This is a genomic window from Streptomyces sp. 378 (assembly GCF_030124145.1).
In the GTDB taxonomy this organism is placed as follows: Bacteria; Actinomycetota; Actinomycetes; order Streptomycetales; family Streptomycetaceae; genus Streptomyces.
The window spans coordinates 511257-536741 of the sequence record NZ_JASKMS010000001.1 but is presented as its reverse complement, the minus strand read 5'-3'; the positions used below and the strand labels follow the sequence as shown (position 1 = coordinate 536741).

The window sequence follows — 25485 nt, the reverse complement described above, 5'->3', positions numbered from 1 at the left end:
TGCGCGACGGCCTCGGAGGACGGGTCACGGGAAGGGTGGCGCGCCGGCGGCGCAGCGCGGCACGGCAAAGGGGGGCTCCGCCGCGATGCGCGCCGGAGCCCCCCTCGGTCGTGCTACCTGGTGAAGCCGTAGTTGAGCAGCTTCGTCGCGTCCGTCTTGCGGGCGGTCGCGCCGGTCGAGGCGAGGACCGTGCCGATGACCGTCTTGCCGCTGCGGGTGGCGGCGAAGACCAGGCAGTACTTCGCCTCCGGGCCGGAGCCGGTCTTCACACCGATCGTGCCGCTGTAGCTGCCGAGCAGCGGGTTGGTGTTCTCCCACGGGGCCATCGTCCGCGTGCCGCCGGTCTTGGTGGTCGTCTTCGCCGTGTACCTCTTCGTCTTGACGACCGTGCGGAACGTGGAGTTCTTCATCGCGGCGCTGGCGAGTTTCGTCAGGTCGCGCGGAGTGGAGTAGTTGGCGCCGCGGCCGATGCCGTCGAACGAGTCGAAGTGGGTGTTGCGCAGACCCAGGTTCTTGGCGGTGGTGTTCATCTTGCCGATGAACGACTTCACGCGCGCCGAGCGCGTCGAGCCCGAGCCGAACTTGTCGGCGAGCGCGTAGGCCGCGTCGCAACCGGACGGCAGCATCAGCCCGTACAACAGCTGGCGGACGGTGACCTTGTCGCCGACGATCAACTTGGCGTTGGACGCCCAGTTGTTGTCGACGATGTAGTCGCTGTACGCCTTCTGGACCGTGACCTTGCTGTCCAGGTTGAGGTTCGACTGCTTCAGCACCACCAGTGCCGTCATGATCTTGGTGGTCGATCCGGTCGAGCGGCGCGTGTCGGCAGCCTTGGTGTAGAGCGACTTGCCGGTCGCGTTGTTCATCACGTAGCCGCCCTTGGCGGCGATGGAGGGCGCCGAGGCGGCCTGCGCCGGCGCGACGGTGAGGGCACCCGTCGCGAGCATGGCGCCGGTGGTCACGGCGACGGCCGCGGCTCTGCGGAGACGAGTGCCCTGAATGCCGGTTATCAAGTGAAGTACCCCGATTGCGTCGAATGCCCCAACGGTGCGGCCGAGTTGAGGACGAGGGGAAAGGGGCCGCACGTGTCTGACTCGTAACTAGCACACGAGGTTGCGCTGTTGCCGAGCGGGACCCTCACTTTGCCACAGATGTGTGACATTCGAGTCCGCATTTTGGACGTATCCAGTCATGCGTACCTGTTGTATCTATGCTGTCGGCATGACCCTGGCCGTGAAGCAACCGCCCGCCGCCGACCGTGTCTACGCCCACGTCAAACAGGGCGTCCTGGAGCGCCACTACGAGGGCGGGGTCCTCCTCACCGAGGGCGAACTCGCCGAGGCCGTCGGGGTGTCACGCACGCCGGTCCGTGAGGCCCTGCTCCGGCTGGAGGCCGAGGGGCTGATCCGGCTCTACCCCAAGAAGGGCGCCCTCGTGCTGCCCGTCTCCGCGCAGGAGATCGCCGACGTCGTCGAGACCCGGCTGCTCGTCGAGGAGCACGCGGCGCGCAAGGCCGTTCCCGCGCCCCCGGGGCTCATCGAGCGCCTGGAGGAGCTGCTGGCCCGGCAGAAGAAGCAGGCCGCCGCCGGAGACCTCGCCGGGGCCGCCGTCACCGACCGCTGCTTCCACGCCGAGATCGTCCGCAGCGGCGGCAACGAGATCCTCTCCCGCCTCTACGACCAACTGCGCGACCGCCAGCTGCGCATGGGCGTCGCCGTCATGCACTCCCACCCCGACCGCATCGCCAAGACCCTCGCCGAACACGGCGAGATCCTCGACGCGCTGCGCTCCGGGGACGCCGAGGCGGCCGTCGACCTCGTCCACCGGCACATCGGCTGGTTCTCGCACCTGGCCCGGGGAGAGGTCCGATGAGCTCCACCACGCTCCCGGACGATCCGCCGGGCGGCCGCCGCGCCCTGGCCGTCTGGGGCATCGGCGTCTCGGTCTACTTCGTCGCCGTCATCTTCCGTACGTCCCTGGGCGTCGCCGGGCTCGACGCCGCCGACCGCTTCCAGGTGAACGCCTCCGCCCTGTCCACCTTCTCCATCCTCCAGCTGCTGGTCTACGCGGGCATGCAGATACCCGTCGGCCTCCTGGTCGACCGGCTCGGCACCAAGAAGGTGCTCGCCCTCGGCGCGGTGCTGTTCACGGCCGGGCAGCTGGGCTTCGCGTTCTCCCCCTCGTACGGCACCGCGCTCGCCTCCCGGGCCCTGCTCGGCTGCGGTGACGCGCTGACGTTCATCAGCGTGCTGCGCCTCGGCAGCCGCTGGTTCCCGGCCCGGCGCGGGCCGCTGGTCGCCCAGTTCGCGGGACTGGTCGGCATGGCCGGCAACCTGGTCTCCACGCTGGTCCTGGCCCGGCTGCTGCACGGCGTCGGCTGGACGGCGGCGTTCGCGGGCAGCGCCGCCGCCGGGGCGGTGGTCTTCGTCCTGGTGCTGCTGTTCCTCAAGGACCACCCCGAGGGCCACGAACCGGAACCGCTCCCGCACCAGGGCGCGGCCTACGTACGGCGGCAGATCGCCGCCTCCTGGCGGGAGCCCGGCACCCGGCTCGGGCTCTGGGTGCACTTCACCACCCAGTTCCCGGCCATGGTGTTCCTCCTGCTGTGGGGCCTGCCGTTCCTCGTCGAGGCGCAGGGGCTCTCCCGGGCCGAGGCCGGCGAGCTCCTCACGCTCGTCGTGCTGTCCAACATGGTCGTCGGCCTGGTCTACGGCCAGATCATCGCCCGGCACCACGGGGCGCGGCTGCCGCTCGCGCTCGGAACGGTCGGCGCGACGGCGGCCCTGTGGGCGGCGACTCTGGCCCACCCCGGCCCGCACGCCCCGATATGGCTGCTGATCGTGCTGTGCACGGTGCTCGGCGCATGCGGACCCGCGTCGATGATCGGCTTCGACTTCGCCCGCCCGGCCAATCCGCCGGAACGGCAGGGCACCGCCTCCGGCATCACCAACATGGGCGGCTTCGTGGCCTCCATGACCACGCTGTTCGCGATCGGCGTGCTTCTGGACGCCACCGGCGACGACTACTCCCTGGCCTTCTCGGTGGTGTTCGTGCTCCAGGCGGTCGGCGTCTGGCAGATCCTGCGACTGCGCAGGCGCGCGGCCCGGCGGGAGCGGGAGCGGCTGGTGGCCAGCCGGGTGAAGACGCTGCACGTCCCGGCGTAGGTCAGCGGTCCGCCACCGGCACGAGGGTGAGGTAGGCGAGGCCGAGGACGCCGCGGTAGGTGAGCCACCCGGCCCGGTGCCGGTCGACGCGCTCGCGGGTCCGCGCCGCCAGGGGATGACCGGGGTGCTCGGCGAGCCACACCTCGGTGTCCGCGAGGTAGCCCGACTCGAACTCCTCCCATTCGTCGAGGCTCGCGGTCTCCGTCCACTCGGGCCTGAACCCCGCGTCGATCGCCAGGCCGATGAGCGTCGCGAGGTCGGGATGGTCGGTGACCGCGGCGTCCGGCCACATGCGAGACAGTTCGGCGGGGGTGGGGGTGCGCTGCCAGAAACCCTCTCCGAGCAGGACGCGACCGCCGTCGGCGACCAGGCGGCGCAGTTCCCGCAGCGCCTCCGGCAGCCGGTCGCCGAGGGCCTGGCTCGATCCCACACACAGGACGAGGTCGGCGGGGCCGTGCGCGGTGCCCGTGGCGGACTCCTCCACGAAACGGGTCCGGGCCGCCAGTCCGCGGTTCTCGGCGGCCTTCCGCCCCCGCGCCAGGTCGTCGGCGTTCAGGTCGATGCCGGTACCGGTGGCCTCCGGGGCGGCGGTCAGGACGCGGAGCATGAGCTCGCCCGTGCCGCAGCCGATGTCCAGGACGGTGGTGGGGCGGTGGTGGGTGAGGCGCTGTACGAGGGCGCCCGCCCGGGCTTCGGACAGCGGGCCGTGGAAGGTGAGGCGCGTGCGGTGGGGTGGGGTCATGCCGACGGACGCTACGGCTGAGGGCGGGCCCGCGGCACGGGGTTTTCCGGCGTATGCCGCGGCGGCCCCGGCCGGGTGGGCGCGCGGCCCGGCGGAACGGGGGTGCCCCCGAGTTCTCGACCGCGGCCGACAGAGGGTGTCCCCGCGCCCACCCGTCCGGGAAGGCCGGCGGCTCCGGGAACGGCTGCCTACCGCGTCACCGTGAAGTGCCTGAGGATGGCCGCCGTCAGGTCCGGGTCGCCCTCCGTCTTCAGGCGGTCGGACACCGACTCCGGGCTCACACGGCCGCAGGCCAGGCGGACGTACGTCTCCCAGTCGAGCGTGAGGGTCGCGGCCGGGCCGAGGGCCGGTGCCGTTTCCAGGGTGCCGCGGCCCTGGATGTCGACGCGGATCGTGCGCAGGAACTCGACGGGCCCGTGCACGTCGAAGACGATGGCCGAGCTGCGCGGCGCCTGCGCGTCCTCGGCCACCACGCGCGGGAGTTCGCCGAGCAGCACGTCACGGGCGACCAGCGCGCCGGGGGAGTCGAGGTTGCCGGGGCGGCCGAGGGCCGTGCGCAGGTCCTGCTCGTGCACCCACACGTCGAACGCGTGCCGCCGCATCGACTCCTCCAGCGTGAGTTCGCTGCCGAGCGGCCCCCGCACCTTCGTGCCCGGGTCACGGGACTCGTTGCGCAGCTGCCGGTTGCGGCGGATGATCACGTACTCCAGCTCGGAGGTCATCTCCGGCGCCGTGTGGTGACGGCGGACGTCGACCTGCATCTCCATGTAGCGCTGGTGCTCGTTGGTGACGTGGAAGAGGTCGCGCGGGAGGCTGTGGATGGGCCGCGGGTCGCCGAGCATCTCGCAATCCAGACCGATGACATGGGAGACCACGTCCCGCACCGACCACCCCGGGCACGGCGTCCGCCGGTTCCATTCGGCCTCCACGAGCGGCTGGACCAGCTCGGATATCGCTTCGATGGAGTGGGTCCAGGCGTCGGCGTAGGGCTGGAGGGTGGGATGCAGACTCACGGAACGGGACCCCTCGGCGGTCGGTGCACGGGCAGGTGGTGGCGGCGTTGCCAGTGGGAGGTGGCGGCTGTCGGCGGGCGTCTTGCGAGCTAAGTTACGCTGCTGTGAGGCACCCCGGCAGTGCTTTCGTGTGACGATCGTAGGCCCGTGTGGACGACTCGAATGCCAGGACGGTGGTAGTGTGCGCGCCTCTGTGATCCAGATCGCCGTAAACGAGGACGAATCGGTCGAAGCGCGTCGGCGGCGGGCGGTCACGATGGTCCGTGAGCAGGCCGGAGCCGATCTCGTCGTCCTGCCGGAGCTGTGGACCACGGGTGCCTTCGCCTACGAGGAGTTCGGGCGCGAGGCCGAGCCGCTCGAAGGGCCGACCTACGAGGCGATGGCGAAGGCCGCGAGCGACGCGGGCGTGTGGCTGCACGCGGGGTCGATCCCGGAGCGGGACCCCGATGGCCCCCTCTACAACACCTCCCTCGTCTTCTCCCCCTCCGGCGACCTGGCCGCCGTCTACCGCAAGATCCACCGCTTCGGCTTCGACCAGGGCGAGGCCGTGCTGATGGGCGCGGGCACGGAGCTGGTGACGGTGCGTCTGCCCGCGACGACCCTGGGCCTGTCCACCTGCTACGACCTGCGCTTCCCCGAGCTCTTCCGCGGTCTCGTGGACGCCGGTGCCGAGACGCTCGTGGTGTCGGCGGGCTGGCCGGAGCGCCGCCGGTCCCACTGGACGCTGCTGGCCCGGGCACGGGCCGTGGAGAACCAGTCGTTCGTCCTCGCCTGCGCGACGGCCGGGACGCACGCCGGAGTTCCCCAGGCCGGTCACTCGATCGTGGTCGACCCGTGGGGCGAGGTGCTGGCTGAGGCCGGTGCCGGCGAGGAGGTCCTCACGGTGGAGTTCGACCCGGGGAAGGTCGCGACGACCCGGGAGCAGTTCCCGGCCCTGAAGGACCGGATGCTGGGCCTCCGGCCTCCCCGCCGCCCCTGACGGCGGGCGCGCGGCCGGCTCAGTCCTCCCGCTCCTTCTCCGCCAGGTGGATCACACACACGGCGACCGCGATCAGCAGCGCGGGATCCGCGTCCTCGCGGACGACGTCCACGCCGTAGGTGTCCCGCACGGTCAGCCACCGCCGGGAGATCACCGCCAGCAGTTCCCCGTCGTACTCGACGGCGAACTCCCGGTCGAGGATCTTCCCGCTGACGTCGAGTTCGTTGCCGTCGGCCAGGGAGACCCGGTAGTGGTTGCGCAGCAGGGACAGCCGCTTCCTGCGGATCGTCGCCAGCGGCTCCCCGCTCCGCTGGAGCACCATCGTGTCCCGCAGGGCGAGCATCTTCTGGTGGATGTCGACGAGGACGCGGCCCTGGACGTCCTTCAGCTCCCAGGTGTCCCGCAACCGCAGCGCCTTGCCGTCGACGAGGAACACCTTGCTGCCGTGGCCGTCCTCGATCCAGTAGTCGTCACCGAAGCCGAGGAGCCGGTCGTACACGAGGAATCTCATGAGACCAGGGCTTCCCCGCCGCGCGGTGTCAAACGCGGCCTGTAGGCCGACGGGCTGAGCCACGCGGCCCCCTGTGAACGGCTGGAGACATGGCACATCGCGCACGTGTCCGATTCCCCGGGCGCACGGGCCGGGCGGCCGGATCAACACGGAGGACAGGGCGGGCGCCTCCGGGTGGACGTGCTCTTCCGGGCCCCGGCGGAACGGAAGCCGGCCTGCGCCACGGTCCCTCGACCCGCCTGCTCGTCTCCTCAACTGCCGCGCGGCGGTGAGGGCGCGGGGACCGATCCGTCCCCGCGCCCTCGACCGTGACCCCTCCGTGCCGGAGGGCGTGCTGCACCTCTCGTGATGGCAGCCACCGGCGACGACGATCCGTCGAACCCCCGCCCCCCCTGCCATGTCCACCGGCAGGGCCGGGACATGCCCGTCCGCCTCACCGCAGCGGGGACGGACCGGCTGCTCCTGGTGCCGGCCCGGCCGGGCGCGTGAGAGCCCCGGGCGTCACACCCCGTATCCGTCGCTGTAGCCGTCGCGGCGGTGGTGATGTGCCGCCGGGTCTTCGACGACCGGCGTCGTGGGGGGCACGAGCACGCGCCGGCGGCGCGCGATGCTGCTGAACGTGGTGACGCCGATCAGTCCGACGATCATCAGGATGATGCCGACCAGGTCGAGGTTGACCCCCTGCATGTCCCAGTCGGTCGCGAACGTGAGGATGGCTCCCACGGCGATGAGGATGATGCATCCGCCGAGGCCCATGTGTGTCGCCTCCCTGTACGGTCCGGTCGTTCCGGTCCCGGAACACCGGGTACCCCGGTGGCGAACACCCATGCGGTAAGGGTCTGTTCTACCTCTCCAGAAAGGCCGTCAGCGCGTTGGCGAGGAGGAACGGATCGTCGGCGCCGCACAGTTCGCGGACGCTGTGCATCGACAGGATGGCCACGCCGATGTCGACGGTCCTGATGCCGTGCCGGGCGGCGGTGATCGGGCCGATCGTGGTGCCGCAGGGCATGGAGTTGTTGGAGACGAAGGACTGGAAGGGCACGTCGGCCGCCTCGCAGGCCGCCGTGAACTCGGCGCGTCCCGAACCGTCCGTGGCGTAGCGGTTGTTGACGTTGACCTTGAGGATCGGGCCCCCGTTGACGCGCGGGTGGTGCGTCGGGTCGTGCCGCTCCGCGTAGTTGGGATGGACGGCGTGACCGGTGTCGGAGGACAGGCAGACGGTCCCGGCGAAGGCGCGGGCCCGGTCCTCGTAGGAGCCGCCGCGGGCGAACACCGAGCGTTCCAGCACGTTGCCGAGCAGCGGTCCGTCCGCGCCGGTGTCCGACTGGGAGCCGTTCTCCTCGTGGTCGAACGCGGCCAGCACCGGGATGGAGGCCGCCTGCGACGAGGAGGCGACGGCCGCGAGGGCGGCCGTGCCGGCGTGCACCGACAGCAGGTTGTCCATGCGCGGCCCGGCCAGGAGCTCGCGGTCGCGGCCGAGGTAGGCGGGCGGTTCCACGGAGTGCGTCATGAGGTCCCAGCCGGTGACCTCGCCCGCCGGGACGCCGGCCGTCTCCTCCAGGAAGGCGATCAGATCGCCGTCGCGGACGTCGCGGCCGAGACCCCACACCGGCTGCATGTGCCGCTGCTTGTCGAGCTTGAGGCCGTCGGCCGTCACCGAGCGGTCCAGGTGGATGGCGAGCTGCGGGACGCGCAGCAGCGGCCGGTCGACGTTGACCAGGCGCGTCGAGCCGTCGCGCAGCGTCAGCCGGCCCGCGAGGCCCAGATCGCGGTCCAGCCAGGAGTTGAGCAGCGGTCCGCCGTAGATCTCCACGGCCACCTGGCGCCAGCCGTGCGCCCCGCTGTCGGGGAGCGGCTTGACGCGCAGGTTGGGGGAGTCGGTGTGGGCCCCGACGATCCGGAACGGTGTGTGGGGCGCGGCGCCCTCCGGCACGTACCAGGCGACGATCGCGCCGCCGCGCAGCACGTACTTGCCGCCGCTCGTCCCGTCCCACGCGTCCGTCTCGGCGACCTGCCTGAAGCCCGCCTTCTCCAGCCGCTCGGCGGCGGTGGCCACGGCGTGGTACGGCGTGGGGCTCGCCGCCAGGAAGGTCATGAGGTCGTCGGTGTGGCCGCGGTCGAACGTAAGGGGTGCGCGCGAAGCGCCCGCTGCAAGGGCGGCGGTGGGAGACGGGCGGGCTGGTTCGGTCATGGGTTCACTTTAACGACGGACGAGGGCCCGTTCCCGGCGTAGGGGAACAGGCCCTCGAACAGCGGACGTGCGAGATCTAGAACGCGGCCTCGTCCAGCTCCATCAGGTCCAGCTCGACGCCCTCGGCGATCTTGCGGGCCAGGGTGACGCCCGGCAGGACGTTCGCGGCGAAGAACTTCGCGGCGGCGATCTTGCCGGTGTAGAAGGCCTTGTCCTTGGCGGAGGCGGTCTCCAGCTTCTCGGCGGCGACTGCGGCGCCCTTGAGCAGCAGGTAGCCGACGACGACGTCACCGGAGGCCATCAGCAGGCGGGTGGTGTTCAGCCCGACCTTGTAGATGTTCTTGACGTCCTGCTCGGTGGCCGCGAGGTCGGTGAGCATCAGGCCGACGATGGCCTCCAGCTCGACCGCTGCCTTGGCGAGGTGCTCGCGGGCACCGGCCAGCTCCTCGCCGCCCGTGCCGAGGGCGAGGAACTTCTTGATGTCCTCGGCGAGGGAGTTCAGCGCGGCGCCCTGGTTGCGGACGATCTTCCGGAAGAAGAAGTCCTGGCCCTGGATCGCCGTGGTGCCCTCGTAAAGGGTGTCGATCTTGGAGTCCCGGATGTACTGCTCGATCGGGTACTCCTGGAGGAAGCCGGAGCCGCCGAACGTCTGGAGCGACTGGGCGAGCAGCTCGTAGCCCTTCTCGGAGCCGTAGCCCTTGACGATCGGCAGGAGCAGGTCGTTCAGCGCGTTCTCGGTGGAGGCGTCCTCGCCGGCGGCCTCCTTGATCTGGATCGCGTCCTGGATCGAGGCGGTGTACATCACCAGGGCGCGCATGCCCTCCGCGTACGCCTTCTGGGTGATCAGCGAGCGGCGCACGTCGGGGTGGTGGGTGATGGTGACCTTCGGCGCGGTCTTGTCCATGAAGTTCGCCAGGTCGGGGCCCTGGACGCGCTCCTTGGCGTACTCCAGCGCGTTCAGGTAGCCGGTGGAGAGCGTGGAGATGGCCTTCGTGCCGACCATCATGCGGGCGAACTCGATGATGCGGAACATCTGGCGGATGCCGTCGTGCTTGTCGCCGATCAGCCAGCCCTTGGCGGGGTGCTGGTCGCCGAAGGTCATCTCGCAGGTGTTGGAGGCCTTCAGGCCCATCTTGTGCTCGACGTTCGTGGCGTAGACGCCGTTGCGCTCGCCCAGCTCGCCGGTCTCGAAGTCGAAGAGGTACTTCGGGACGAGGAAGAGGGACAGGCCCTTGGTGCCGGGGCCGGCGCCCTCGGGGCGGGCCAGCACGTAGTGGAGGATGTTCTCCGACATGTCGTGCTCACCGGAGGTGATGAAGCGCTTCACGCCCTCGATGTGCCAGGAGCCGTCCTCCTGCTGCACGGCCTTGGTGCGGCCGGCGCCCACGTCGGAGCCCGCGTCGGGCTCGGTGAGCACCATCGTGGAGCCCCACTGCTTCTCCGTGGCGATCTTGGCTATGTGCTTCTGGACCTCGTTGCCCTCCTCGAAGAGGATGCCGGCGAACGCCGGGCCCGAGGAGTACATCCACACGGCCGGGTTGGCGCCCAGGATCAGCTCGGCGTAGGCCCAGATGAGGGAGCGGGGCGAGGTGGTGCCGCCGATCTCCTCGGGCAGGCCGAGGCGCCAGTACTCGGAGTCCATGAAGGCCTGGTAGCTCTTCTTGAAGGAGGCCGGGACCGGCGCGGTGTTGGTCTCGGGGTCGAAGACCGGCGGGTTGCGGTCGGCGTCGATGAAGGACTCGGCCAGCTCGTTCTCCGAGAGGCGGGTCATCTCCTCCAGGATGCTCTTCGCGGTCTCGACGTCCGTCTCCTCGAACGGGCCGGTGCCGTACACCTTGTCGCGCCCGAGTACTTCGAAGAGGTTGAACTCGATGTCGCGGAGATTCGACTTGTAGTGCCCCATGGCGACGGCTCCCGGCTCCCTAGAGAGATCGGCGAGGCACTGGATCCTCGCGCTAGTTCACGTACCAACAAGTAGCTACGATGATGCTACCCGTCGGTAATAAGAAGCAACCCCGATCCGTCATCTGTGACAGGTCACACCGGAACCGTCAGTGTCGCCGTGTAGCCCTCCGTCGTACTGCCCTTCATCGTCGCCAGCTGCCGCTCGTGGCCGTCGCTGAAGATGCCGTCGTCCTCCAGGGAGAGGCCGCTGAGGTTGCGCACGCTGGTGCCGTAGCCGTCGGTTGCGTACACCGCGTCGCAGACGTCCTCGGGGAAGGCGAGCTGCGAGGTGTTCGTGATCGACGTGGCCGCGGTGGCGTCGGCCAGGCTGCCGTAGACCTCGAAGTGGAGGTGCGGCCAGCGGCCCGGGTAGCAGCCGGGGAAGATGCTCGTGAACGTGACCCGGCCCTGCTCGTCCGTCTCCTGGACCCCCCGCAGGTAGTTCTCCTCGGTGACGCCGTCGGAGTACAGGGAGTAGGCGCCCTCCCGGTCGCACTGCCACACGTAGACGGCGGCGCCCTGCTTCGGGGTGCCGCAGCCGGAGGCCGCGTCCACCACCGTCAGCGTGATCGTCAGGGGTACGCCCTCGGCGGTGCCGCCCGCGGAGTCGCCGAAGCTCTGCCTGATGTCGCTGCGGACCACCCCGCTCTCCTTCAGGACGTTCACACCGTTCGAGCCGTCGCCGGGGAAGGGCCCGGCGGTCTCGTCCGGAATGGTCGCGCACTCGGCGGATGAGGCGGAGCCGCCGGAGGCGGCGGTCGAGGCGGACGAGGAGGAGGACGCCGAGGTGCCCTCGTCCGAGGTGCAGCCCACCAGCGGGACCAGGCTCGCGCCGGCCAGCAGCCGGATCATGCGGCGACGGGCGAGGACGGGAAGGTCGTAGGAGAGGCCTCTGTCGTGCTCGTGAACCTCGTCGCCGTGGTGCCGGTGCATGGCTGTCTCCTCGCTGGAGTGCTGACGTGTCAGGTGCTCGCCCGTGCACGACTGACGCTAGGAGCGCAGACTGTGGGAAGCCAGGGCGGCCGCTGTCGGTTCGCTGTCAAGTCGCTGTCGGTTTCGCCAGGGTGCCCGTCCCGGCCCGGCGCCCGGTCGCTCTCGGTACGCTTGCGCCCATGTACGGCTACGACCAGACAGCGGGCCCGCAAGCGCAGTACGCCCCTCCGCAGCAGCCGATGTCCGGCGGGTACGGGCAGCAGCAGCCGCTGTACCCCGAGCCGTCCCCGCCCTCCCTCACGGACGCGGTGCGGGCGTTCACCACCGGGCAGATGGCCGCCGAGGACTTCCAGCAGGTCTTCGCGACGTCGAAGGTCTACTGCCCGCGCGGCGACAACCCCGGCTTCCTCGCGCTGCACAACACCCAGCAGCCGGTGATCCCGATGTTCAGCACCCTCAAGGAGCTGCGCCGGTACGCGGGCAAGGAGTCCAAGTACTTCGTGATCACCGGTGCCGAGGTGCTCGACCTGCTGCCGACCGGCTACGGCTTCGTCCTCGACATGGAGGGCGATCACCGCATGGTGTTCGACGCGAAGGCAGTGGAACAGATGGTCGAGTTCGCCATGCGCCGGATGTACGGCGGATGAGGCTCGGCGACAGTCACTTCGGCAGGCGTAGCGCCAGGACGAACTCCAGGCCGTAGGCGAACGTCATGTCATGACGGTTGGCCGTCACCCCGCTGCGGGGTGACGGCCTTTCGTCATGCCGGTCTCCCGTGGTTCGCTGCGCCGTCGCCCGGTCGGGAATGCCCTCCCGTACTTCGCTGTTCTGGGTGGCAGAAAGTTCAACGCTCAACTAAACTGGGCGTACACGAGGAGGAACCGACATGCCTGCAGTGACCGTCGAGAACCCGTTGACGCTGCCCCGCGTGACCGCGCCTGCCGACGCCGTGGCACGTCCCGTGCTCACCGTCACGACCGCTCCGAGCGGTTTCGAGGGTGAGGGCTTCCCGGTGCGCCGGGCGTTCGCGGGGATCAACTACCGCCATCTCGACCCGTTCATCATGATGGACCAGATGGGTGAGGTGGAGTACGCGCCGGGCGAGCCCAAGGGCACGCCGTGGCATCCGCACCGGGGCTTCGAGACCGTCACCTACATCATCGACGGGATCTTCGACCACCAGGACAGCCAGGGCGGTGGCGGCACCATCACCGACGGGGACACCCAGTGGATGACCGCGGGCTCGGGACTGCTGCACATCGAGGCCCCACCCGAGCATCTCGTCGTGTCCGGCGGGCTCTTCCACGGCCTCCAGCTGTGGGTGAACCTCCCGGCCAGGGACAAGATGATGACCCCGCGCTACCAGGACATCCGCGGCGGCTCCGTCCAGCTGCTCAGCACCCCCGACGGCGGCGCGCTGCTGCGGGTCATCGCCGGTGACCTGGACGGGCACGCGGGCCCCGGCATCACGCACACCCCGATCACGATGGTTCACGCCACCCTCGCGCCGGGTGCGGAGCTCACGCTGCCGTGGCGCGAGGACTTCAACGGCCTGGCGTACGTCCTCGCGGGCAAGGGCGCGGTCGGCGCGGAGCGCCGCCCGATCCACCTGGGCCAGACCGCGGTCTTCGGCGCGGGCTCCTCGCTGACGGTCCGCGCGGACGAGAAGCAGGACTCCCACACGCCGGACCTGGAGGTCGTCCTGCTCGGCGGGCAGCCCATCCGCGAGCCCATGGCCCACTACGGCCCGTTCGTCATGAACACCAAGGACGAGCTCATGCAGGCCTTCGAGGACTTCCAGAAGGGCCGCCTGGGCACGATTCCGGCGGTGCACGGCATGACAGCGAGCGGTCCGCAGGACTGACGCGGGTCACCCCGCCTCGGAGTTCTCCCAGGTGGTGACGTCCATGGTGATGGACGACAGGCCCTCACCGTTCTTCTGCCAGCCGAGGACGGTGAGGGCGGCGACCCGGTTCTCGTCGGTGAGCACGCACGCGGTGAGTTCCCTGCGGATGTTCTTCTGATCGACGGTGAACCCGAACCGGGTGGCCGCGGCGCAGCTCTCGGCGGTCGCCGGGCCGTCCACGGTGGCGAGGTCGCCGCTGGCGCCGGCGAGGGTCCAGCCGTTGCCGTTCGACGGCATGGTGAAGGCGATGTCGGAGTACTGCTTGGTGAAGTCGAGGTCCACACCCGACGCGGACCGCAGCACCACCTTGCGGTGCTCCCGCACCACCGCCGTTCCCGCCCCGGCGTCGGCCGCCCGCGTCGCGCCGCCGGGCGGTGAAGCGGGCGGGCCGGACGCGGTGGGCGGCGGATCCGTCGTGCCGCCCGTGGTCGCGGCCGTCGTGCTCGTGTCCGATGTCGCACCGGCGCCGGACGTCACGCTCGTACCCGGCCCGGCTCCTGTGCCGCCGGCACTGCCCTGACCGTCGAGCAGCCGATAGGCGACCACGCCCCCGGCGGCCACCAGGGCGAGCGCCACCACGGCGGTGGCCGGACCCTTGTACGAGAGGCGACCCAGTTTGACGTGGGTCGAGGGGTCGCGTTGGCCGCTGCCCTCGTACGACACCGAGAACGAGGACCTCTTGTCCCGGTCTTCCCGGGATGCGGACTTGCCCATGCGACTTCCTTGCCTGCGGTCGGGATTCGGCCAGGGCACTCATCGTGCAGGCGGTGCGGGGGACGTCGTCGTCACTCACCCGGCGGTCACACGAAAGGGTGGATTGGCGTCGTTCTGTTGACGCCCGGTGTGGTGGTGGGCCGCTCAGGCGACCGGTGCAGGTGCAGCGACCGGTGCAGGCGCAGCGACCAGGAACGGTACGGTCACAGCGACCGGGCACCGGCGCCCGAGCCGTCCACCGACTCGTAGAGCTCGAACCAGATGCTCTTGCCCTCGCCGCGCGGCTCCACCCCCCAGGCGTGCGCGAGCAGTTCGATCAGCACCAGGCCGCGGCCGGACGACGCCAGTTCCCCGGGGCTGCGCTTGTGCGGCAGGTCGTCACCGGCGCCCGCGACCTCGATCCGCAGGCGCCGCTCACCCACCCCACCCGTGATCTCGGCGACCAGCAGCGCGTCGGAGTCGGTGTGCACGAGGACGTTGGTCAGCAGCTCGGACAGCAGCAGCACGGCCGAGTCCATCTGGTCCGGCGAGGTCCAGTCGTGCAGCAGCTCGCGCATCTGCTGCCGGGCGACCGCGACCCGCTCGGGCTCGGCCTGCGCGACGGTCAGCACCGAGCGGCGCACCGGAGGCCGTACGACCATCGAGTCCCCGCACCCGCAACCGTCACCGTCCCGGCTCAGCAGCAGCATCGCGATGTCGTCCTCGCGCCGGTCAGCGAGCGGGCCGGTGGTGTGGTGCGAGGACGGCCCGTGCACGGCCTGCACCAACGCGTCGGCGAGTTCCTCCAGGTCGCCCTTGTGGTCCTCCAGGATCACGCGCAGCCGCCGCCAGCCGCTGTCCAGGTCGTGGCCGCCGGTTTCGATCAGGCCGTCCGTGCAGATCAGCATCGTCTCGCCGGCTTCCAGCGTGAGCCGGGTCGTGGGGTAGTCGGCGTCCGGGTCGATGCCCAGCGGCAGGCCGCCCGATGTCGGCCGGGTCAGCACCGTGCCGTCGGTCATCCGGATCGCCGGGTCAGGATGCCCGGCGCGGGCGATGTCCAGCACCCCGGTCGCCGGGTCGACCTCGACGTACACACAGGTCGCGAAACGCGGGTCGGCCGGGTCCTCGTCGCTGATGCCGTGCAGGAAGCGGGACGCCCGGGAGAGAACGGCGTCGGGGCGGTGCCCCTCCGAGGCGTAGGCCCGCAGGGCGATGCGGAGCTGGCCCATCAGGCCCGCCGCCCGTACGTCATGGCCCTGGACGTCGCCGATGACCAGTGCGAAACGCCCGCTGGGCAGCGGGATCACGTCGTACCAGTCGCCGCCGACCTGGAGCCCGCCGCCGGTGGGGACATAGCGGGCGGCGACGCTCATGCCCGGGATGCGCTGCGGGCCGAGCTTCGGCAGCATCGTGCGCTGGAGCCCGTCGGTCAGCGCCCGCTCGCTCTCGGCCACACCCGCCCGGGTCAGGGCCTGGGCCAGCATCCGCGCCACCGTCGCCAGCACGGACCGCTCGTCCGGGGTGAACGCGACCGGGTAGGTGAACGCCGCCATCCACGCGCCCATCGTGCGCCCGGCCACGGTCAGCGGCAGGAACGCCCAGGAGCGGCGTCCGAAGCGCTCGGCGAGCGGCCAGGTCAGCGGATAGCGGGCCTTGTACTGCTCGGCGGAGGACAGATAGACGGCCCGGCCGGTTCGCACCACCTCGGCGGCCGGGTAGTCCGTGTCCAGCGGCATCTCCGAGAAGGGGCTCTCGGTGCCCCGCTGCTGCCCGTGGTGGCCGATGATCGTCAGGCGATCGCCCGAGACGCCGAACACCGCCAGTCCGTCCGGCGAGAACCCGGGCATCGACAGGTTCGCCGTGACCCGCAGGACCTCCTGCGTGGAGCGCGCCTCGGCCAGCGCCCGGCCCGCGTCCAGCAGGAACGCCTCCCGCGAGCGCCGCCAGTCCCCGGTGACCGCGCTGCGCCCGGCCGGGGTGCCCGGCGTCGGCTCGGTGACCTCCTGGAGCGAGCCGATCAGCCGGTACGCCTTGCGCGCCCGGTCGAAGGACGGCTTGGAGCGGCTGCGGACGACGCGGACGACCCGGCCCTGCTCGTCCATGATCCGGATCCGGACCTCCGCGAGGGTGCCCTCGGCGACGGCCAGCTGGATCACACCGGTGATCTCGTTCCAGTCGACGGGGTGCAGCCGGGCCCGGGCCTGGGCCTCCGTGAGGCTGACCTGCTCGGAGGGCAGCCCGAGCAACCGGGCCGCCTCGGCGTCGACCGTGACCAGCCCGGTGGCGGTGTCCCAGTGCCACAGGCCGGTCGCGAGGGCGGCGAGAGCCTCCCCCACGGCGGGCAGAGGCTCGCCAGTGCGCATTGCCCTACTTTAAGAAGACGCGATCGAACACTGCCACCCATGGTGGACGTGTGCCCGAACGACGGTGTGTGCGCGATCGACCGATAACTGTGGAGAGCCGATCTTCGCCTGCCCGGTACGCTGGGGACCAGTTTCACGTGAAACACAGACCCCGATCAGCGAAGACTGGATGAACGACGATGCATCGGTACAGGTCCCACACCTGCGGCGAGCTCCGCTCCTCTGACGTCGGCAGCGACGTCCGGCTGAGTGGCTGGCTGCACAATCGGCGCGACCTGGGTGGCATCCTCTTCATCGATCTGCGCGATCACTACGGCATCACGCAGCTCGTGGCCCGCCCCGGCACGCCCTCCTACGAGGCCCTGGACAAGCTCTCCAAGGAGTCGACCGTCCGGGTCGACGGCAAGGTCGTCTCCCGGGGCGCCGAGAACGTCAACGCCGAGCTGCCGACCGGTGAGATCGAGGTCGAGGTGGGCGAGGTCGAGCTGCTCGGTGCCGCTCAGCCGCTGCCCTTCACGATCAACACCGAGGACGGGGTCAACGAGGAACGGCGCCTGGAGTACCGCTTCCTGGACCTGCGCCGCGAGCGCATGCACCGCAACATCCTGCTGCGCACGTCGGTCATCTCGGCGATCCGCCACAAGATGACGGCGCTGGGCTTCAACGAGATGGCCACGCCGATCCTCTCGGCGACCTCCCCCGAGGGTGCCCGCGACTTCGTCGTCCCCTCCCGCCTGAACCCGGGCAAGTTCTACGCCCTTCCCCAGGCGCCCCAGCAGTTCAAGCAGTTGCTGATGATCTCCGGATTCGACCGCTACTTCCAGATCGCCCCCTGCTTCCGTGACGAGGACGCGCGGGCCGACCGCTCGCCGGGCGAGTTCTACCAGCTCGACATCGAGATGAGCTTCGTCGAGCAGGAGGACGTCTTCCAGCCCGTCGAGAAGCTCATGACCGAGCTGTTCGAGGAGTTCGGCAAGGGCCGCCACGTCACCTCGCCGTTCCCGCGGATCCCGTTCCGCGAGGCGATGCTGAAGTACGGCTCCGACAAGCCCGACCTGCGGGCCCAGCTCGAACTCGTCGACATCACCGACATCTTCGAGGGCTCGGAGTTCAAGGCGTTCGCCGGCAAGCACGTACGGGCCCTGCCCGTGCCGGACGTCTCCGCCCAGCCCCGCAAGTTCTTCGACCAGCTCGGCGACTACGCCGTCTCGCAGGGCGCCAAGGGCCTGGCCTGGGTCCGCGTCGGCGAGGACGGCTCGCTGTCCGGCCCGATCGCGAAGTTCCTCACCGAGGAGAACGTCGCCGAGCTGACCAAGCGCCTGTCGCTCGCGGCCGGCCACGCGGTCTTCTTCGGCGCGGGCGAGTTCGACGAGGTCTCCAAGATCATGGGCGCGGTGCGGGTGGAAGCCGCCAAGCGTGCCGGGCACTTCGAGGAGAACGTCTTCCGGTTCTGCTGGATCGTCGACTTCCCGATGTACGAGAAGGACGAGGAGACCGGCGCGATCGACTTCTCGCACAACCCGTTCTCCATGCCGCAGGGCGGTCTGGAAGCCCTGGAGACCCAGGACCCGCTGGACATCCTCGGCTGGCAGTACGACATCGTCTGCAACGGCGTCGAGCTGTCCTCCGGCGCGATCCGGAACCACGAGCCGGAGATCATGCTCAAGGCCTTCGAGATCGCCGGATACGACCGCGAGACCGTCGAGGAGAAGTTCGCCGGCATGCTGCGCGCCTTCCGCTTCGGCGCCCCGCCGCACGGCGGCATCGCCCCGGGCGTCGACCGCATCGTCATGCTGCTCGCCGACGAGCCCAACATCCGCGAGACCATCGCCTTCCCGCTCAACGGCAACGCCCAGGACCTGATGATGGGCGCGCCGACGGAGCTGGAGGAGGCGCGGCTGAAGGAGCTGCACCTGTCGGTGCGCAAGCCGCAGCCGAAGTAGGGCGTACCAGCGAACGAAGCGCCCGGGACATTAGTGGGCCCGGGCGCCTTCTCTTGGTTGGAACTGAGCCAGGGTGCCGAACCCGACTACGCACGGCGCATGAGGTCATTCTCAGGTGCCAGTAACCAGCGGAAGTGATCGACCAACGGGTTCACCAGCTTGGGGTCCCGCATCAGTCGGTCTGAGCGCTCATCGCATCCTCTGGTCGCCCTGATCACGTTTCAAGCGGCAGGGACGACTGCTCCGCCGCCGGGCCGAGGTACGTGTACTCGGTCGACCGGGCGATGCCCACCGCATCGAGGCGCTGACGGAAACGGACCCGGAAGTGCACGTTGTCCCCGAGGCCGGGACGCATGCGGAGCAGTGCCTCCGGCTCCTCGAAGTGGACGTCGTAAGCCTGGGCATTCCTGGCCGTGCCCGTCTTGACCTTCACCCAGCCGCTTTCGCGGAGCTCGGTGATGCGGCCCGAAATGATGATCTCCTGGTCACGGGGCCTCGTTTCACGAAGCCGCTCGACATAGCGCCTGCCGCGCTCCGTGAGCTGAGCCCTGTGCATGCCACCGTCGGCGCCGTACCAGGTCATTCCCAGGTCCAGCTCGTACTTGCCCAGAGCCCGGGCCAGGGTCTCCACAGCGTCGAAGAGGCGGGACCATTCGCGGACATCATGTTCGGCCTCCAAGGCGCCGAGCAGTCTGGTGAGCATCTGCATGCCGGTGCTCGCGGCCGATGTGGGGGGAGCTTCCATGGCCGGAGGCTCCGAGAGAACGACAGACGGCACGGGACGTGCATGGACCACGGTGCTTCCGGCCGAGATGCCCGTGAGCTCCAGCTGGACAGGAGTGCCCGCTGCGACGGAGATGGCGTTCTCAACCGGGTTCAGCAGGGCGTCGCCCCACTGGAAGCGCAGAGCGCCCCCTTCGGTGTCCGGCCCCGTCAGCCGGAGCCGGAGCTCCTCGTCGAGGCGGGCGTCAGGTGCGTAGGCACGGACCGTCGCGAGGCGGCCGGCCCGGTGCTCCGCCTCGACCTCCTCGTCGTCCCGTTCCTCGGTGCCCATCTCTTCGAGGAGGCGCGCGGCGGCCTCAGCCGCTGCCGGATCATCCCTGAGCAGCGCACGCCTGCGCTCACGCCAGCTGTCGCCGGTGGTCACAGTCGCACCTCCAGGTATCCACGTGCCGGGGCGGCACTCTCTCGCGACGGGGACCGGTCCGACTGACCGGGCAGTCGGCAGCGCTGCCACCAGTCGTCCCACACACCCCGCTCCATGAAGTATGTCCGCTCCTCGGCGGTGAAGCGCTCCGGGCGGAAGACGTGGCCGACGGGCTGGTACCCGACCCGGACCGGTGAGACTCCGAACTTGCGCAGCATGTTGTCCCGGCTCTGGAAGGCGGTGGTCAGCCATTTGGATCCGGGTCTGCCGCGCACGGCGCGCTCGCCCCGCACGTCGATCAGGAGAGTCGCGTCGATGTTCCCCGGATCGGTCTTCGTGCTCACGAAGCTGCCGCCGAGCCACAGCCTGTGGATGAGCGTGTGCCCGTCCATGACCTCCGCGTACGCGTCCTCCAGGGCGAAGAAGCGTTCCAGGTAGTCGTGCAGTCCGGCCCACAGTGTCTGACGTGTGTCGGAGCCGTGGAACTGTGGCGCTGTGACCAGCATGGTCTCCGCTTCGCCGACGGAGACGGAGTAGCGGCCCAGCGGGAGGAATCCGTTCGCAGCGAAGGAAGGCAGCACATGAAGTCCTGTCGGGTACGGATGGGCGCCGTGCGGGTGCGGGTGTGGCGGCGAGTTCTGCGGCCACGGCTCATCGTGCCGCGCGGTTCACACCGCCGTCAGAGGTTTCCGGCACTTGGTCGTCCGCCTCTCTGCACTCACGACATCTGCCCGGCCGAGGCGCCCGGAAGGCGCGGTCGCAGCCGTCGCAGGTCTGGAGGGGGTGCCGGGGCTCGGGGGCCGGTGAGGCCGGTGGCCGGAACGGCGGTGGCGGCGGGAGCTGGGCGGTCAGGCGGTGGGCGAGGAGAGCGGCCGGGCGGATCAGGGGCTCGTCGGGCAGGTTCGCCGTCAGGGCGTGGCGTACGGCGGTGGGGGTCAGGTCGCGTTCCAGCCAGGCGGCGACACCGGGGGCGAGGTGCTCGGCGTCGGTTGTGGAGAGGAGCAGGCGGGGGGCGTGGCGGCGGAGGCCGGTGAGGACGTCGACGGCTGTCTGGAGGAGGGCGGGGGTGGAGTAAGAGGGCTGGGGTACGGCGGGGAGGCGCTTGCGTGGCGCAGGCTCGTCGGGGGTTGTGCGTCGGGCGGCGGACCTGCGGGTGGGTGCCTCCCGGGCGGCGGTTCGGTGGCCGGGCCTGTTGCAGGAGACCGTGCGGGTGACGATCCGGCCGGTGGGGGTGCGCTCGCGGCTGCGGCGCAGGTAGCCGTGGGCTTCGAGCTCCCGCAGGGCGGCGGCGATGCGGGTGGGGCCCTCGGGGAAGCGGGCGGCGAGGGTCTTGATGTCGACGGCGGTGCCCGGCCGCACCGACTGGATGTAGCAGGCCAGCCCGATGTCGAGCAGGGACAGCTCCGGGTGCTGGGTCAGGTCGTTGCCGATCACCGTGAAGTTCTCGGTGTGGCGGACGTGGTCATGGGTGACGCCGGCGATCCGCTGCCCGGCGGGGTGGTTTTTGCCCGGGATACGGGACTGGGCGCGCGCGGGCGCGCTAGGGTTTTCGGTGTCCATCGGGAAGCTCGCTTCTTCCTCGGTGGTCAGGCCCTCGCACTGGGATGCCAGTCCCGGCGAGGGCCGTCGCATGTCTGAGGTTGTGGTGTGCCGCTGGCGCTGAGCGTAGGGCAGGCAACCGGTCCCGAATCCAGCCCACTTGGGCATATTCACTCGCGGGAGTGAGTTTGCCCGGCGGGAGGGAGGGGTGGGGCTTGGTGGGGTGCTTTCTCCCCAGCGGGTAGTGCATGGGGAGCGCAGGGTGGGCCGAGGCGTGGGCCGTCGAGTGCCGGTGATTGCGGCGCGGTGAAGGTGAGTTCGGCCCAGACCGTCTTGCGGGGCGGCAGGCCTGGGACCACACCCCAGCGGTCGGCCAGGGCGGCCACGAGGGTGAGACCACGGCCGCACTCGTCGGACGGGGCGGCGAGGTGGCGCTGCGGAAGCCGGTCACCGCGCGTGTCCGTCACCTCGATGCGGAGGGTCCGGCCGACCACGAAGAACAGGAGCTGGAAGTTCCGGCCGGGGACGCGGCCGTGGGTCGCCGCGTTGTTGGCCAGCTCGGCCACGAGGAGCTGCGCCGGGTCCAAGGGCAGCCCCCAGGTGCGCAGTTGTTCCGTGGCGAGCAGGCGGGCGAGGCGTGCGCCTCGGGGTGTGGGAGACAGCAGAACGCTGTAGTTGCGGACGGGGCGGTCGTGTTGGGGGAGTTTCCGATTCACGTCACTCAGCGTGGCCGGAAGTGCCTACCGTGTGCAGTGACGTCGCGGTTGCGTACGGTGATTGTCCAGCGCTTGTCCGGTGGTGTCCGGGCTTGTCGGGGCGGTGCGTACGGGTAGGGCGTGGCTGGTACGAGGCGGTACGACGGACGGGCGCGCATGTCGGTGGACGGCGAGGTTCGGCGGCTGATGACCGAGGCTGACGAGCCGGGGTGGGAGGTCGACCCGGACGACGAGTGGGGCGTGGCGGTCGTGGCCACCGTGGGGCGGCAGGTGAAGCTGCGGCGTGAGGCGGTGGGATGCGGGCCGGCGACTTCGGGAAGGCCGTGGGGTACGGCGAGGACCTCGTCTACAAGATCGAGGGCGGGAAGCGAATTCCTCGGCCTGAGTTCCTGGACAGGGCGGACGAGGTGTTGGGGGCGGGTGGGTTGCTCGCGGCGATGAAGGAGGATGTGGCCAAGGTTCGGTACCCGAAGAAGGTGCGGGACCTGGCGCAGATGGAGGCGCGGGCGGTCGAGATCGGGGTGTATGAGATCGGGACGCCAGCCCCCGCCTCGCCCTCGCGCCGGAGGCGTGGGAGGACTTCGTGGCGTACGCGTCCGAAAGCTGACACCTCGACTGACGTGCCCGCACCTGGATCGCGCCGGGCGCGGGGCACTGCCGTACGGCTCAGAAGAGTGCGTCGGGCTGAGCGAAAAGCGCGCCGTCGTCGAAGCCCTTCGGGTCGGCCCCGGCGGTAGGCGCGGCGGCCCGAGCCTTCGCCTTGGCCAGTGCCCGACGGTGCGCATGTGTGCACCTCGTCCACGACCAGCAGGTCGAAGGCGCGGGGGTACTCCGGCACGGGTGGCAGCAGTTCCCGCAGCATCCGCAGCGGGCGCTCCCGCTTCAGCCAGTCGATCGAGACGATCAGGCGCGGGTGGTGGGTCCACGGGTTGGCGTACAGCCCGGCCGATCGGCGCAGGTCACGCAACATCCTGGTGTTGACGATCCGGAAGTCCAGGCCGAACTTGTCCCGCATCTCGTCCCGTCACTGAAGCGTCAGACCGGCGGGGCAGACGATCAGCATGGAGCGGGCGCGGTGGCGCAGCATCAGCTCCTGCATCACCAGGCCGGCCCCGACCGTCTTGCCCAGACCGACGTCGTCCGCGATCAGCAGGTTCGTGCGGGGCATGGACAGGGTCGCGGACCACCGGCTCCAGCTGGTAGTCACGGATCTCGACGCCCGAGCGGAACGGCGCCTGGAGGGCCGTCTTGTCGGCGGAGGCGATGGCACCCCAGCGCACCGCGTCCAGGAAGGCGTCGAGGCGCCCACGGTGATATGCCTATGCCACCCACTTGACGGGGCCGACCGAAGCGCTCAGCGCGCCACGAACTGGGTGAGGATCGCCTGGACCTCGTAGATGTCGACGCCCTTCGTGAAGGTCTTCTCGATGGGGGTCGGGGTGCCGGAGATCCAGATCTTCAGTTCGGCGTCCAGATCGAAGGTGCCCGCCGTTTCCACCGCGAAGTGGGTGATGCTGCGGTAGGGGACCGAGTGGTACTCGACCTTCTTGCCGGTGATGCCCTGCTTGTCGATCAGGATCAGGCGGCGGTCGGTGAAGAGGATGGTGTCGCGGATCAGCAGGAACGCGGCGTGGACCTGCTCGCCGTGGCCGAGGAGACGGGCGTAGTCCTGCTGGGCCGATTGCGGGTTCACGGTGTGTGCGTTGCCGAACAGTGCCATCGGTGATCCCCCATGTGGTTGGCCGGGTACCTCGGTCATCCTATGAACAGAGGTTCCCGGGGGCGATGAGCCTGAGGACGAGTCGTCGCGGAAACGCGTCCGCCCCCAGGAGGAGACTCCCCTAGGGGCGGACGCGGGGCGGGTGCGGAGCGGTTGCGGGGCGGGGTTACGCCGGCTCGCCGCCGAAGCGCTCCTTGTACGACTCCAGGTCCTCGTCCGTGAGCTTGGCGAACAGGACCGGCGGGATGGTGAAGGGGGTCCCGGCGGGGACGGCGGTGAGGGAGCGCGCCTCGTCCGGGGTGACCCAGACCGCCGTGTCGTTCTCCAGGGAGAACGCCTCACGCATCTTCTGCGCCGACGTCGGGATGAACGGCTCGGAGACCACGGCGTAGAGGTGGATCAGGTTCATCGCCGTACGCAGGGTGAGCGCGGCGCCCTCGGGGTTGGTCTTGATCTCCAGCCAGGGGGCCTTCTCCTCCAGGTAGGAGTTGCCCGCCGACCACAGGGCACGCAGCGCGGCCGCCGCCTTGCGGAACTGGATGGCCTCCATCTGGGACTCGTACTCCGAGAGCAGTCGGGCGATCTCCTCGCCCAGCTTCGTCTCCGCCTCGCCGGGCTCGGGGCCTGCCGGGACCTCTTCGCCGAAGCGCTTCTTGGAGAAGGACAGGACACGGTTGACGAAGTTGCCGAGGGTGTCGGCCAGGTCCTTGTTCACCGTGGCGGTGAAGTGCTCCCACGTGAAGGACGAGTCGTCCGACTCGGGGGCGTTCGCCATCATGAAGTAGCGCCAGTAGTCGGCCGGCAGGATGTCGAGGGCGTCGTGGGTGAAGACGCCGCGGCGCTGGGAGGTGGAGAACTTGCCGCCGTAGTAGTTCAGCCAGTTGAAGGCCTTGATGACGTCGACCTTCTTCCACGGGGCGCGGGTGCCCAGCAGCGTCGCCGGGAACATCACGCTGTGGAAGGGGACGTTGTCCTTGCCCATGAACTGCGTGTAGCGGACGTTCGCGTCCGACTCCCACCACCAGGAGCGCCAGTCACGGTTCTCCGGGTCCTGGTCCGCCCACTCCTTCGTCGCGCCGATGTACTCGATCGGGGCGTCGAACCAGACGTAGAAGACCTTGCCCTCGGCGGCGAGGTCCGGCCAGGTGTCGGCGGGGACGGGGACGCCCCAGTCCAGGTCACGGGTGATCGCCCGGTCGTGCAGGCCCTCCGTGAGCCACTTGCGGGCGATGGAGGACGCGAGGACGGGCCAGTTGTCGGCGCGCTCGTCGACCCACGCCTCCACCTCGCCGGCGAGCGCCGACTGCAGGAGGAACAGGTGCTTGGTGTCGCGGACCTCCAGATCGCTGCTGCCGCTGATCGCGGAGCGGGCGTCGATCAGGTCGGTCGGGTCCAGGACGCGCGTGCAGTTCTCGCACTGGTCGCCGCGGGCCTTGTCGTAGCCGCAGTGCGGACAGGTGCCGATGATGTAGCGGTCGGGCAGGAAGCGGCCGTCGGCGTTCGAGTACACCTGGCGGATCGAACGCTCCTCGATGAAGCCGTTCGCCTTCAGCTCGCGGGCGATCTCCTGCGTGATCTCGTGGTTCTGCGGGGAGGAACTGCGGCCGAAGTAGTCGAAGGCCAGGTTGAAGCCGTCGTAGATCGCCTTCTGCTGGTGGTGCGCCTCGGTGCAGAACGCGTCCACGGGCACGCCCTGCTCCTTGGCCGCGAGCTCCGCGGGGGTGCCGTGCTCGTCCGTCGCGCAGATGTAGAGGACCTCGTGGCCCCGCTGGCGCAGATAGCGGGAGTACACGTCCGCCGGGAGCATGGACCCCACCATGTTGCCCAGGTGCTTGATCCCGTTGATGTACGGAAGGGCGCTGGTGATGAGGTGTCGAGCCATCGCGGGCTGCTCCCAAGTCGCTACGTGGGGTGACGATCTCGTGGTCGGGGTCGTCGACGAACCTTGAAATCGTAGCTGACACGGGTACGCCGCCCGCCT

The 25485-nt window shown here is 70.1% G+C and carries 25 protein-coding genes and 1 pseudogene; 8 read left to right on the top strand and 18 right to left on the bottom strand.

The window, feature by feature from the left end; translation table 11 throughout:
- Positions 1 to 113: 113 nt before the first annotated feature.
- Positions 114 to 1013, bottom strand: coding sequence for a D-alanyl-D-alanine carboxypeptidase family protein (locus QNO09_RS02505; RefSeq protein ID WP_283968328.1), 900 nt, complete (start codon positions 1011 to 1013; stop codon positions 114 to 116).
- 208 nt (positions 1014 to 1221) lie between these two features.
- On the opposite strand from QNO09_RS02505, the gene QNO09_RS02500 reads away from it, so the two are divergent.
- Both QNO09_RS02500 and QNO09_RS02495 read left to right on the top strand, forming a co-directional pair.
- A complete protein-coding gene (locus QNO09_RS02500; protein ID WP_283968327.1) occupies positions 1222 to 1872 on the top strand; it encodes a GntR family transcriptional regulator in 651 nt (216 codons plus the stop codon).
- Positions 1869 to 3164, top strand: a complete 1296-nt coding sequence (locus tag QNO09_RS02495; RefSeq protein ID WP_283968326.1) for an MFS transporter — start codon at positions 1869 to 1871, stop codon at positions 3162 to 3164. Before QNO09_RS02500 ends, QNO09_RS02495 begins: the two co-directional genes overlap by 4 nt.
- A gap of 1 nt (position 3165) precedes the next feature.
- On the opposite strand, the gene QNO09_RS02490 is transcribed toward QNO09_RS02495, so the two are convergent.
- Complete coding sequence (locus QNO09_RS02490; protein ID WP_283968325.1) at positions 3166 to 3906, bottom strand: methyltransferase; 741 nt, start codon at positions 3904 to 3906, stop codon at positions 3166 to 3168.
- A gap of 188 nt (positions 3907 to 4094) precedes the next feature.
- A complete protein-coding gene (locus QNO09_RS02485) occupies positions 4095 to 4919 on the bottom strand; it encodes a maleylpyruvate isomerase family mycothiol-dependent enzyme (protein WP_283968324.1) in 825 nt (274 codons plus the stop codon).
- A gap of 181 nt (positions 4920 to 5100) precedes the next feature.
- On the opposite strand from QNO09_RS02485, the gene QNO09_RS02480 reads away from it, so the two are divergent.
- Positions 5101 to 5898: a carbon-nitrogen family hydrolase gene (locus QNO09_RS02480; protein WP_283968323.1), complete on the top strand. Its 798-nt coding sequence runs from the start codon at positions 5101 to 5103 to the stop codon at positions 5896 to 5898.
- A gap of 19 nt (positions 5899 to 5917) precedes the next feature.
- Here the strand turns inward: QNO09_RS02480 and QNO09_RS02475 are convergent, their stop codons facing one another.
- Positions 5918 to 6409: an LURP-one-related/scramblase family protein gene (locus QNO09_RS02475; protein WP_283968322.1), complete on the bottom strand. Its 492-nt coding sequence runs from the start codon at positions 6407 to 6409 to the stop codon at positions 5918 to 5920.
- A gap of 348 nt (positions 6410 to 6757) precedes the next feature.
- Between QNO09_RS02475 and QNO09_RS39830 the strand changes: the two genes are divergently transcribed.
- A complete protein-coding gene (locus tag QNO09_RS39830) occupies positions 6758 to 6898 on the top strand; it encodes a hypothetical protein (RefSeq protein WP_502962231.1) in 141 nt (46 codons plus the stop codon).
- A gap of 12 nt (positions 6899 to 6910) precedes the next feature.
- Here the strand turns inward: QNO09_RS39830 and QNO09_RS02465 are convergent, their stop codons facing one another.
- The 4 genes from QNO09_RS02465 to QNO09_RS02450 form a co-directional block, all read right to left on the bottom strand.
- Complete coding sequence (locus tag QNO09_RS02465; RefSeq protein ID WP_283968321.1) at positions 6911 to 7165, bottom strand: DUF6458 family protein; 255 nt, start codon at positions 7163 to 7165, stop codon at positions 6911 to 6913.
- Positions 7166 to 7253: 88 nt separating this feature from the next.
- Positions 7254 to 8600 carry a M18 family aminopeptidase gene (locus tag QNO09_RS02460; RefSeq protein ID WP_283968320.1) on the bottom strand — a complete coding sequence of 449 codons (1347 nt, stop codon included), beginning with the start codon at positions 8598 to 8600 and terminating at the stop codon, positions 7254 to 7256.
- A gap of 76 nt (positions 8601 to 8676) precedes the next feature.
- Positions 8677 to 10503 carry an acyl-CoA dehydrogenase gene (locus QNO09_RS02455; RefSeq protein WP_283968319.1) on the bottom strand — a complete coding sequence of 609 codons (1827 nt, stop codon included), beginning with the start codon at positions 10501 to 10503 and terminating at the stop codon, positions 8677 to 8679.
- Between the two features lie 134 nt (positions 10504 to 10637).
- A complete protein-coding gene (locus tag QNO09_RS02450) occupies positions 10638 to 11477 on the bottom strand; it encodes an intradiol ring-cleavage dioxygenase (RefSeq protein WP_283968318.1) in 840 nt (279 codons plus the stop codon).
- Positions 11478 to 11656: 179 nt separating this feature from the next.
- Between QNO09_RS02450 and QNO09_RS02445 the strand changes: the two genes are divergently transcribed.
- Entirely contained in the window at positions 11657 to 12124 is a 468-nt protein-coding gene (locus QNO09_RS02445) for an SseB family protein (RefSeq protein WP_283968317.1), read from the top strand.
- A 13-nt stretch (positions 12125 to 12137) separates the two neighbouring features.
- Here QNO09_RS02445 and QNO09_RS02440 read toward each other — a convergent pair whose 3' ends face one another.
- Positions 12138 to 12332: a hypothetical protein gene (locus QNO09_RS02440; RefSeq protein ID WP_283968316.1), complete on the bottom strand. Its 195-nt coding sequence runs from the start codon at positions 12330 to 12332 to the stop codon at positions 12138 to 12140.
- A 31-nt stretch (positions 12333 to 12363) separates the two neighbouring features.
- Here QNO09_RS02440 and QNO09_RS02435 point away from each other — a divergent pair, with 31 nt between their 5' ends.
- Positions 12364 to 13341 carry a pirin family protein gene (locus QNO09_RS02435; RefSeq protein WP_283968315.1) on the top strand — a complete coding sequence of 326 codons (978 nt, stop codon included), beginning with the start codon at positions 12364 to 12366 and terminating at the stop codon, positions 13339 to 13341.
- 6 nt (positions 13342 to 13347) lie between these two features.
- Here the strand turns inward: QNO09_RS02435 and QNO09_RS02430 are convergent, their stop codons facing one another.
- Both QNO09_RS02430 and QNO09_RS02425 read right to left on the bottom strand, forming a co-directional pair.
- Positions 13348 to 14097, bottom strand: a complete 750-nt coding sequence (locus tag QNO09_RS02430; RefSeq protein ID WP_283968314.1) for a hypothetical protein — start codon at positions 14095 to 14097, stop codon at positions 13348 to 13350.
- A 203-nt stretch (positions 14098 to 14300) separates the two neighbouring features.
- Entirely contained in the window at positions 14301 to 16439 is a 2139-nt protein-coding gene (locus QNO09_RS02425; protein ID WP_283968313.1) for an ATP-binding SpoIIE family protein phosphatase, read from the bottom strand.
- Positions 16440 to 16618: 179 nt separating this feature from the next.
- Between QNO09_RS02425 and aspS the strand changes: the two genes are divergently transcribed.
- Positions 16619 to 18382 carry an aspartate--tRNA ligase gene (aspS, locus tag QNO09_RS02420; protein ID WP_283968312.1) on the top strand — a complete coding sequence of 588 codons (1764 nt, stop codon included), beginning with the start codon at positions 16619 to 16621 and terminating at the stop codon, positions 18380 to 18382.
- A 214-nt stretch (positions 18383 to 18596) separates the two neighbouring features.
- Here aspS and QNO09_RS02415 read toward each other — a convergent pair whose 3' ends face one another.
- From QNO09_RS02415 to QNO09_RS02400, 4 genes are all read right to left on the bottom strand, one after another.
- The gene (locus QNO09_RS02415) at positions 18597 to 19529 is read right to left on the bottom strand and encodes a hypothetical protein (RefSeq protein WP_283968311.1); all 933 of its coding nucleotides are present in this window, start codon (positions 19527 to 19529) and stop codon (positions 18597 to 18599) included.
- Complete coding sequence (locus QNO09_RS02410; RefSeq protein ID WP_283968310.1) at positions 19526 to 20110, bottom strand: DUF6932 family protein; 585 nt, start codon at positions 20108 to 20110, stop codon at positions 19526 to 19528. The genes QNO09_RS02415 and QNO09_RS02410 overlap by 4 nt, the downstream gene beginning before the upstream one ends.
- Positions 20111 to 20180: 70 nt before the next feature.
- A complete protein-coding gene (locus QNO09_RS02405) occupies positions 20181 to 21089 on the bottom strand; it encodes a helix-turn-helix domain-containing protein (RefSeq protein ID WP_283968411.1) in 909 nt (302 codons plus the stop codon).
- 149 nt (positions 21090 to 21238) lie between these two features.
- Positions 21239 to 21784: an ATP-binding protein gene (locus QNO09_RS02400; RefSeq protein ID WP_283968309.1), complete on the bottom strand. Its 546-nt coding sequence runs from the start codon at positions 21782 to 21784 to the stop codon at positions 21239 to 21241.
- Between the two features lie 156 nt (positions 21785 to 21940).
- On the opposite strand from QNO09_RS02400, the pseudogene QNO09_RS02395 reads away from it, so the two are divergent.
- Positions 21941 to 22314 (top strand): annotated as a pseudogene (locus QNO09_RS02395) (helix-turn-helix domain-containing protein); the annotation flags it as partial.
- Between the two features lie 494 nt (positions 22315 to 22808).
- Here the strand turns inward: QNO09_RS02395 and QNO09_RS02390 are convergent.
- The 3 genes from QNO09_RS02390 to metG all read right to left on the bottom strand — a co-directional run bounded on the left by QNO09_RS02390 (position 22809) and on the right by metG (position 25386).
- The gene (locus QNO09_RS02390; protein WP_283968308.1) at positions 22809 to 22952 is read right to left on the bottom strand and encodes a hypothetical protein; all 144 of its coding nucleotides are present in this window, start codon (positions 22950 to 22952) and stop codon (positions 22809 to 22811) included.
- A gap of 186 nt (positions 22953 to 23138) precedes the next feature.
- The gene (locus QNO09_RS02385; RefSeq protein ID WP_030846758.1) at positions 23139 to 23504 is read right to left on the bottom strand and encodes a PH domain-containing protein; all 366 of its coding nucleotides are present in this window, start codon (positions 23502 to 23504) and stop codon (positions 23139 to 23141) included.
- 166 nt (positions 23505 to 23670) lie between these two features.
- Positions 23671 to 25386, bottom strand: coding sequence for a methionine--tRNA ligase (gene metG, locus QNO09_RS02380; protein ID WP_283968307.1), 1716 nt, complete (start codon positions 25384 to 25386; stop codon positions 23671 to 23673).
- Positions 25387 to 25485 lie beyond the last annotated feature (99 nt).

Excerpts from the sequence above, each read along its gene's own strand:
- QNO09_RS02500 (WP_283968327.1), top strand. The coding sequence starts at position 1,222 with ATGACCCTGGCCGTGAAGCAACCGCCCGCCGCCGACCGTGTCTACGCC.
- QNO09_RS02495 (WP_283968326.1), top strand. The coding sequence starts at position 1,869 with ATGAGCTCCACCACGCTCCCGGACGATCCGCCGGGCGGCCGCCGCGCC.
- QNO09_RS02490 (WP_283968325.1), bottom strand. The coding sequence starts at position 3,906 with ATGACCCCACCCCACCGCACGCGCCTCACCTTCCACGGCCCGCTGTCC.
- QNO09_RS02475 (WP_283968322.1), bottom strand. The coding sequence starts at position 6,409 with ATGAGATTCCTCGTGTACGACCGGCTCCTCGGCTTCGGTGACGACTAC.
- QNO09_RS39830 (WP_502962231.1), top strand. The coding sequence starts at position 6,758 with ATGGCAGCCACCGGCGACGACGATCCGTCGAACCCCCGCCCCCCCTGC.
- QNO09_RS02465 (WP_283968321.1), bottom strand. The coding sequence starts at position 7,165 with ATGGGCCTCGGCGGATGCATCATCCTCATCGCCGTGGGAGCCATCCTC.
- QNO09_RS02460 (WP_283968320.1), bottom strand. The coding sequence starts at position 8,600 with ATGACCGAACCAGCCCGCCCGTCTCCCACCGCCGCCCTTGCAGCGGGC.
- QNO09_RS02455 (WP_283968319.1), bottom strand. The coding sequence starts at position 10,503 with ATGGGGCACTACAAGTCGAATCTCCGCGACATCGAGTTCAACCTCTTC.
- QNO09_RS02450 (WP_283968318.1), bottom strand. The coding sequence starts at position 11,477 with ATGCACCGGCACCACGGCGACGAGGTTCACGAGCACGACAGAGGCCTC.
- QNO09_RS02445 (WP_283968317.1), top strand. The coding sequence starts at position 11,657 with ATGTACGGCTACGACCAGACAGCGGGCCCGCAAGCGCAGTACGCCCCT.
- QNO09_RS02435 (WP_283968315.1), top strand. The coding sequence starts at position 12,364 with ATGCCTGCAGTGACCGTCGAGAACCCGTTGACGCTGCCCCGCGTGACC.
- QNO09_RS02430 (WP_283968314.1), bottom strand. The coding sequence starts at position 14,097 with ATGGGCAAGTCCGCATCCCGGGAAGACCGGGACAAGAGGTCCTCGTTC.
- QNO09_RS02425 (WP_283968313.1), bottom strand. The coding sequence starts at position 16,439 with ATGCGCACTGGCGAGCCTCTGCCCGCCGTGGGGGAGGCTCTCGCCGCC.
- aspS (WP_283968312.1), top strand. The coding sequence starts at position 16,619 with ATGCATCGGTACAGGTCCCACACCTGCGGCGAGCTCCGCTCCTCTGAC.
- QNO09_RS02405 (WP_283968411.1), bottom strand. The coding sequence starts at position 21,089 with ATGGACACCGAAAACCCTAGCGCGCCCGCGCGCGCCCAGTCCCGTATC.
- QNO09_RS02390 (WP_283968308.1), bottom strand. The coding sequence starts at position 22,952 with ATGCCCCGCACGAACCTGCTGATCGCGGACGACGTCGGTCTGGGCAAG.
- QNO09_RS02385 (WP_030846758.1), bottom strand. The coding sequence starts at position 23,504 with ATGGCACTGTTCGGCAACGCACACACCGTGAACCCGCAATCGGCCCAG.
- metG (WP_283968307.1), bottom strand. The coding sequence starts at position 25,386 with ATGGCTCGACACCTCATCACCAGCGCCCTTCCGTACATCAACGGGATC.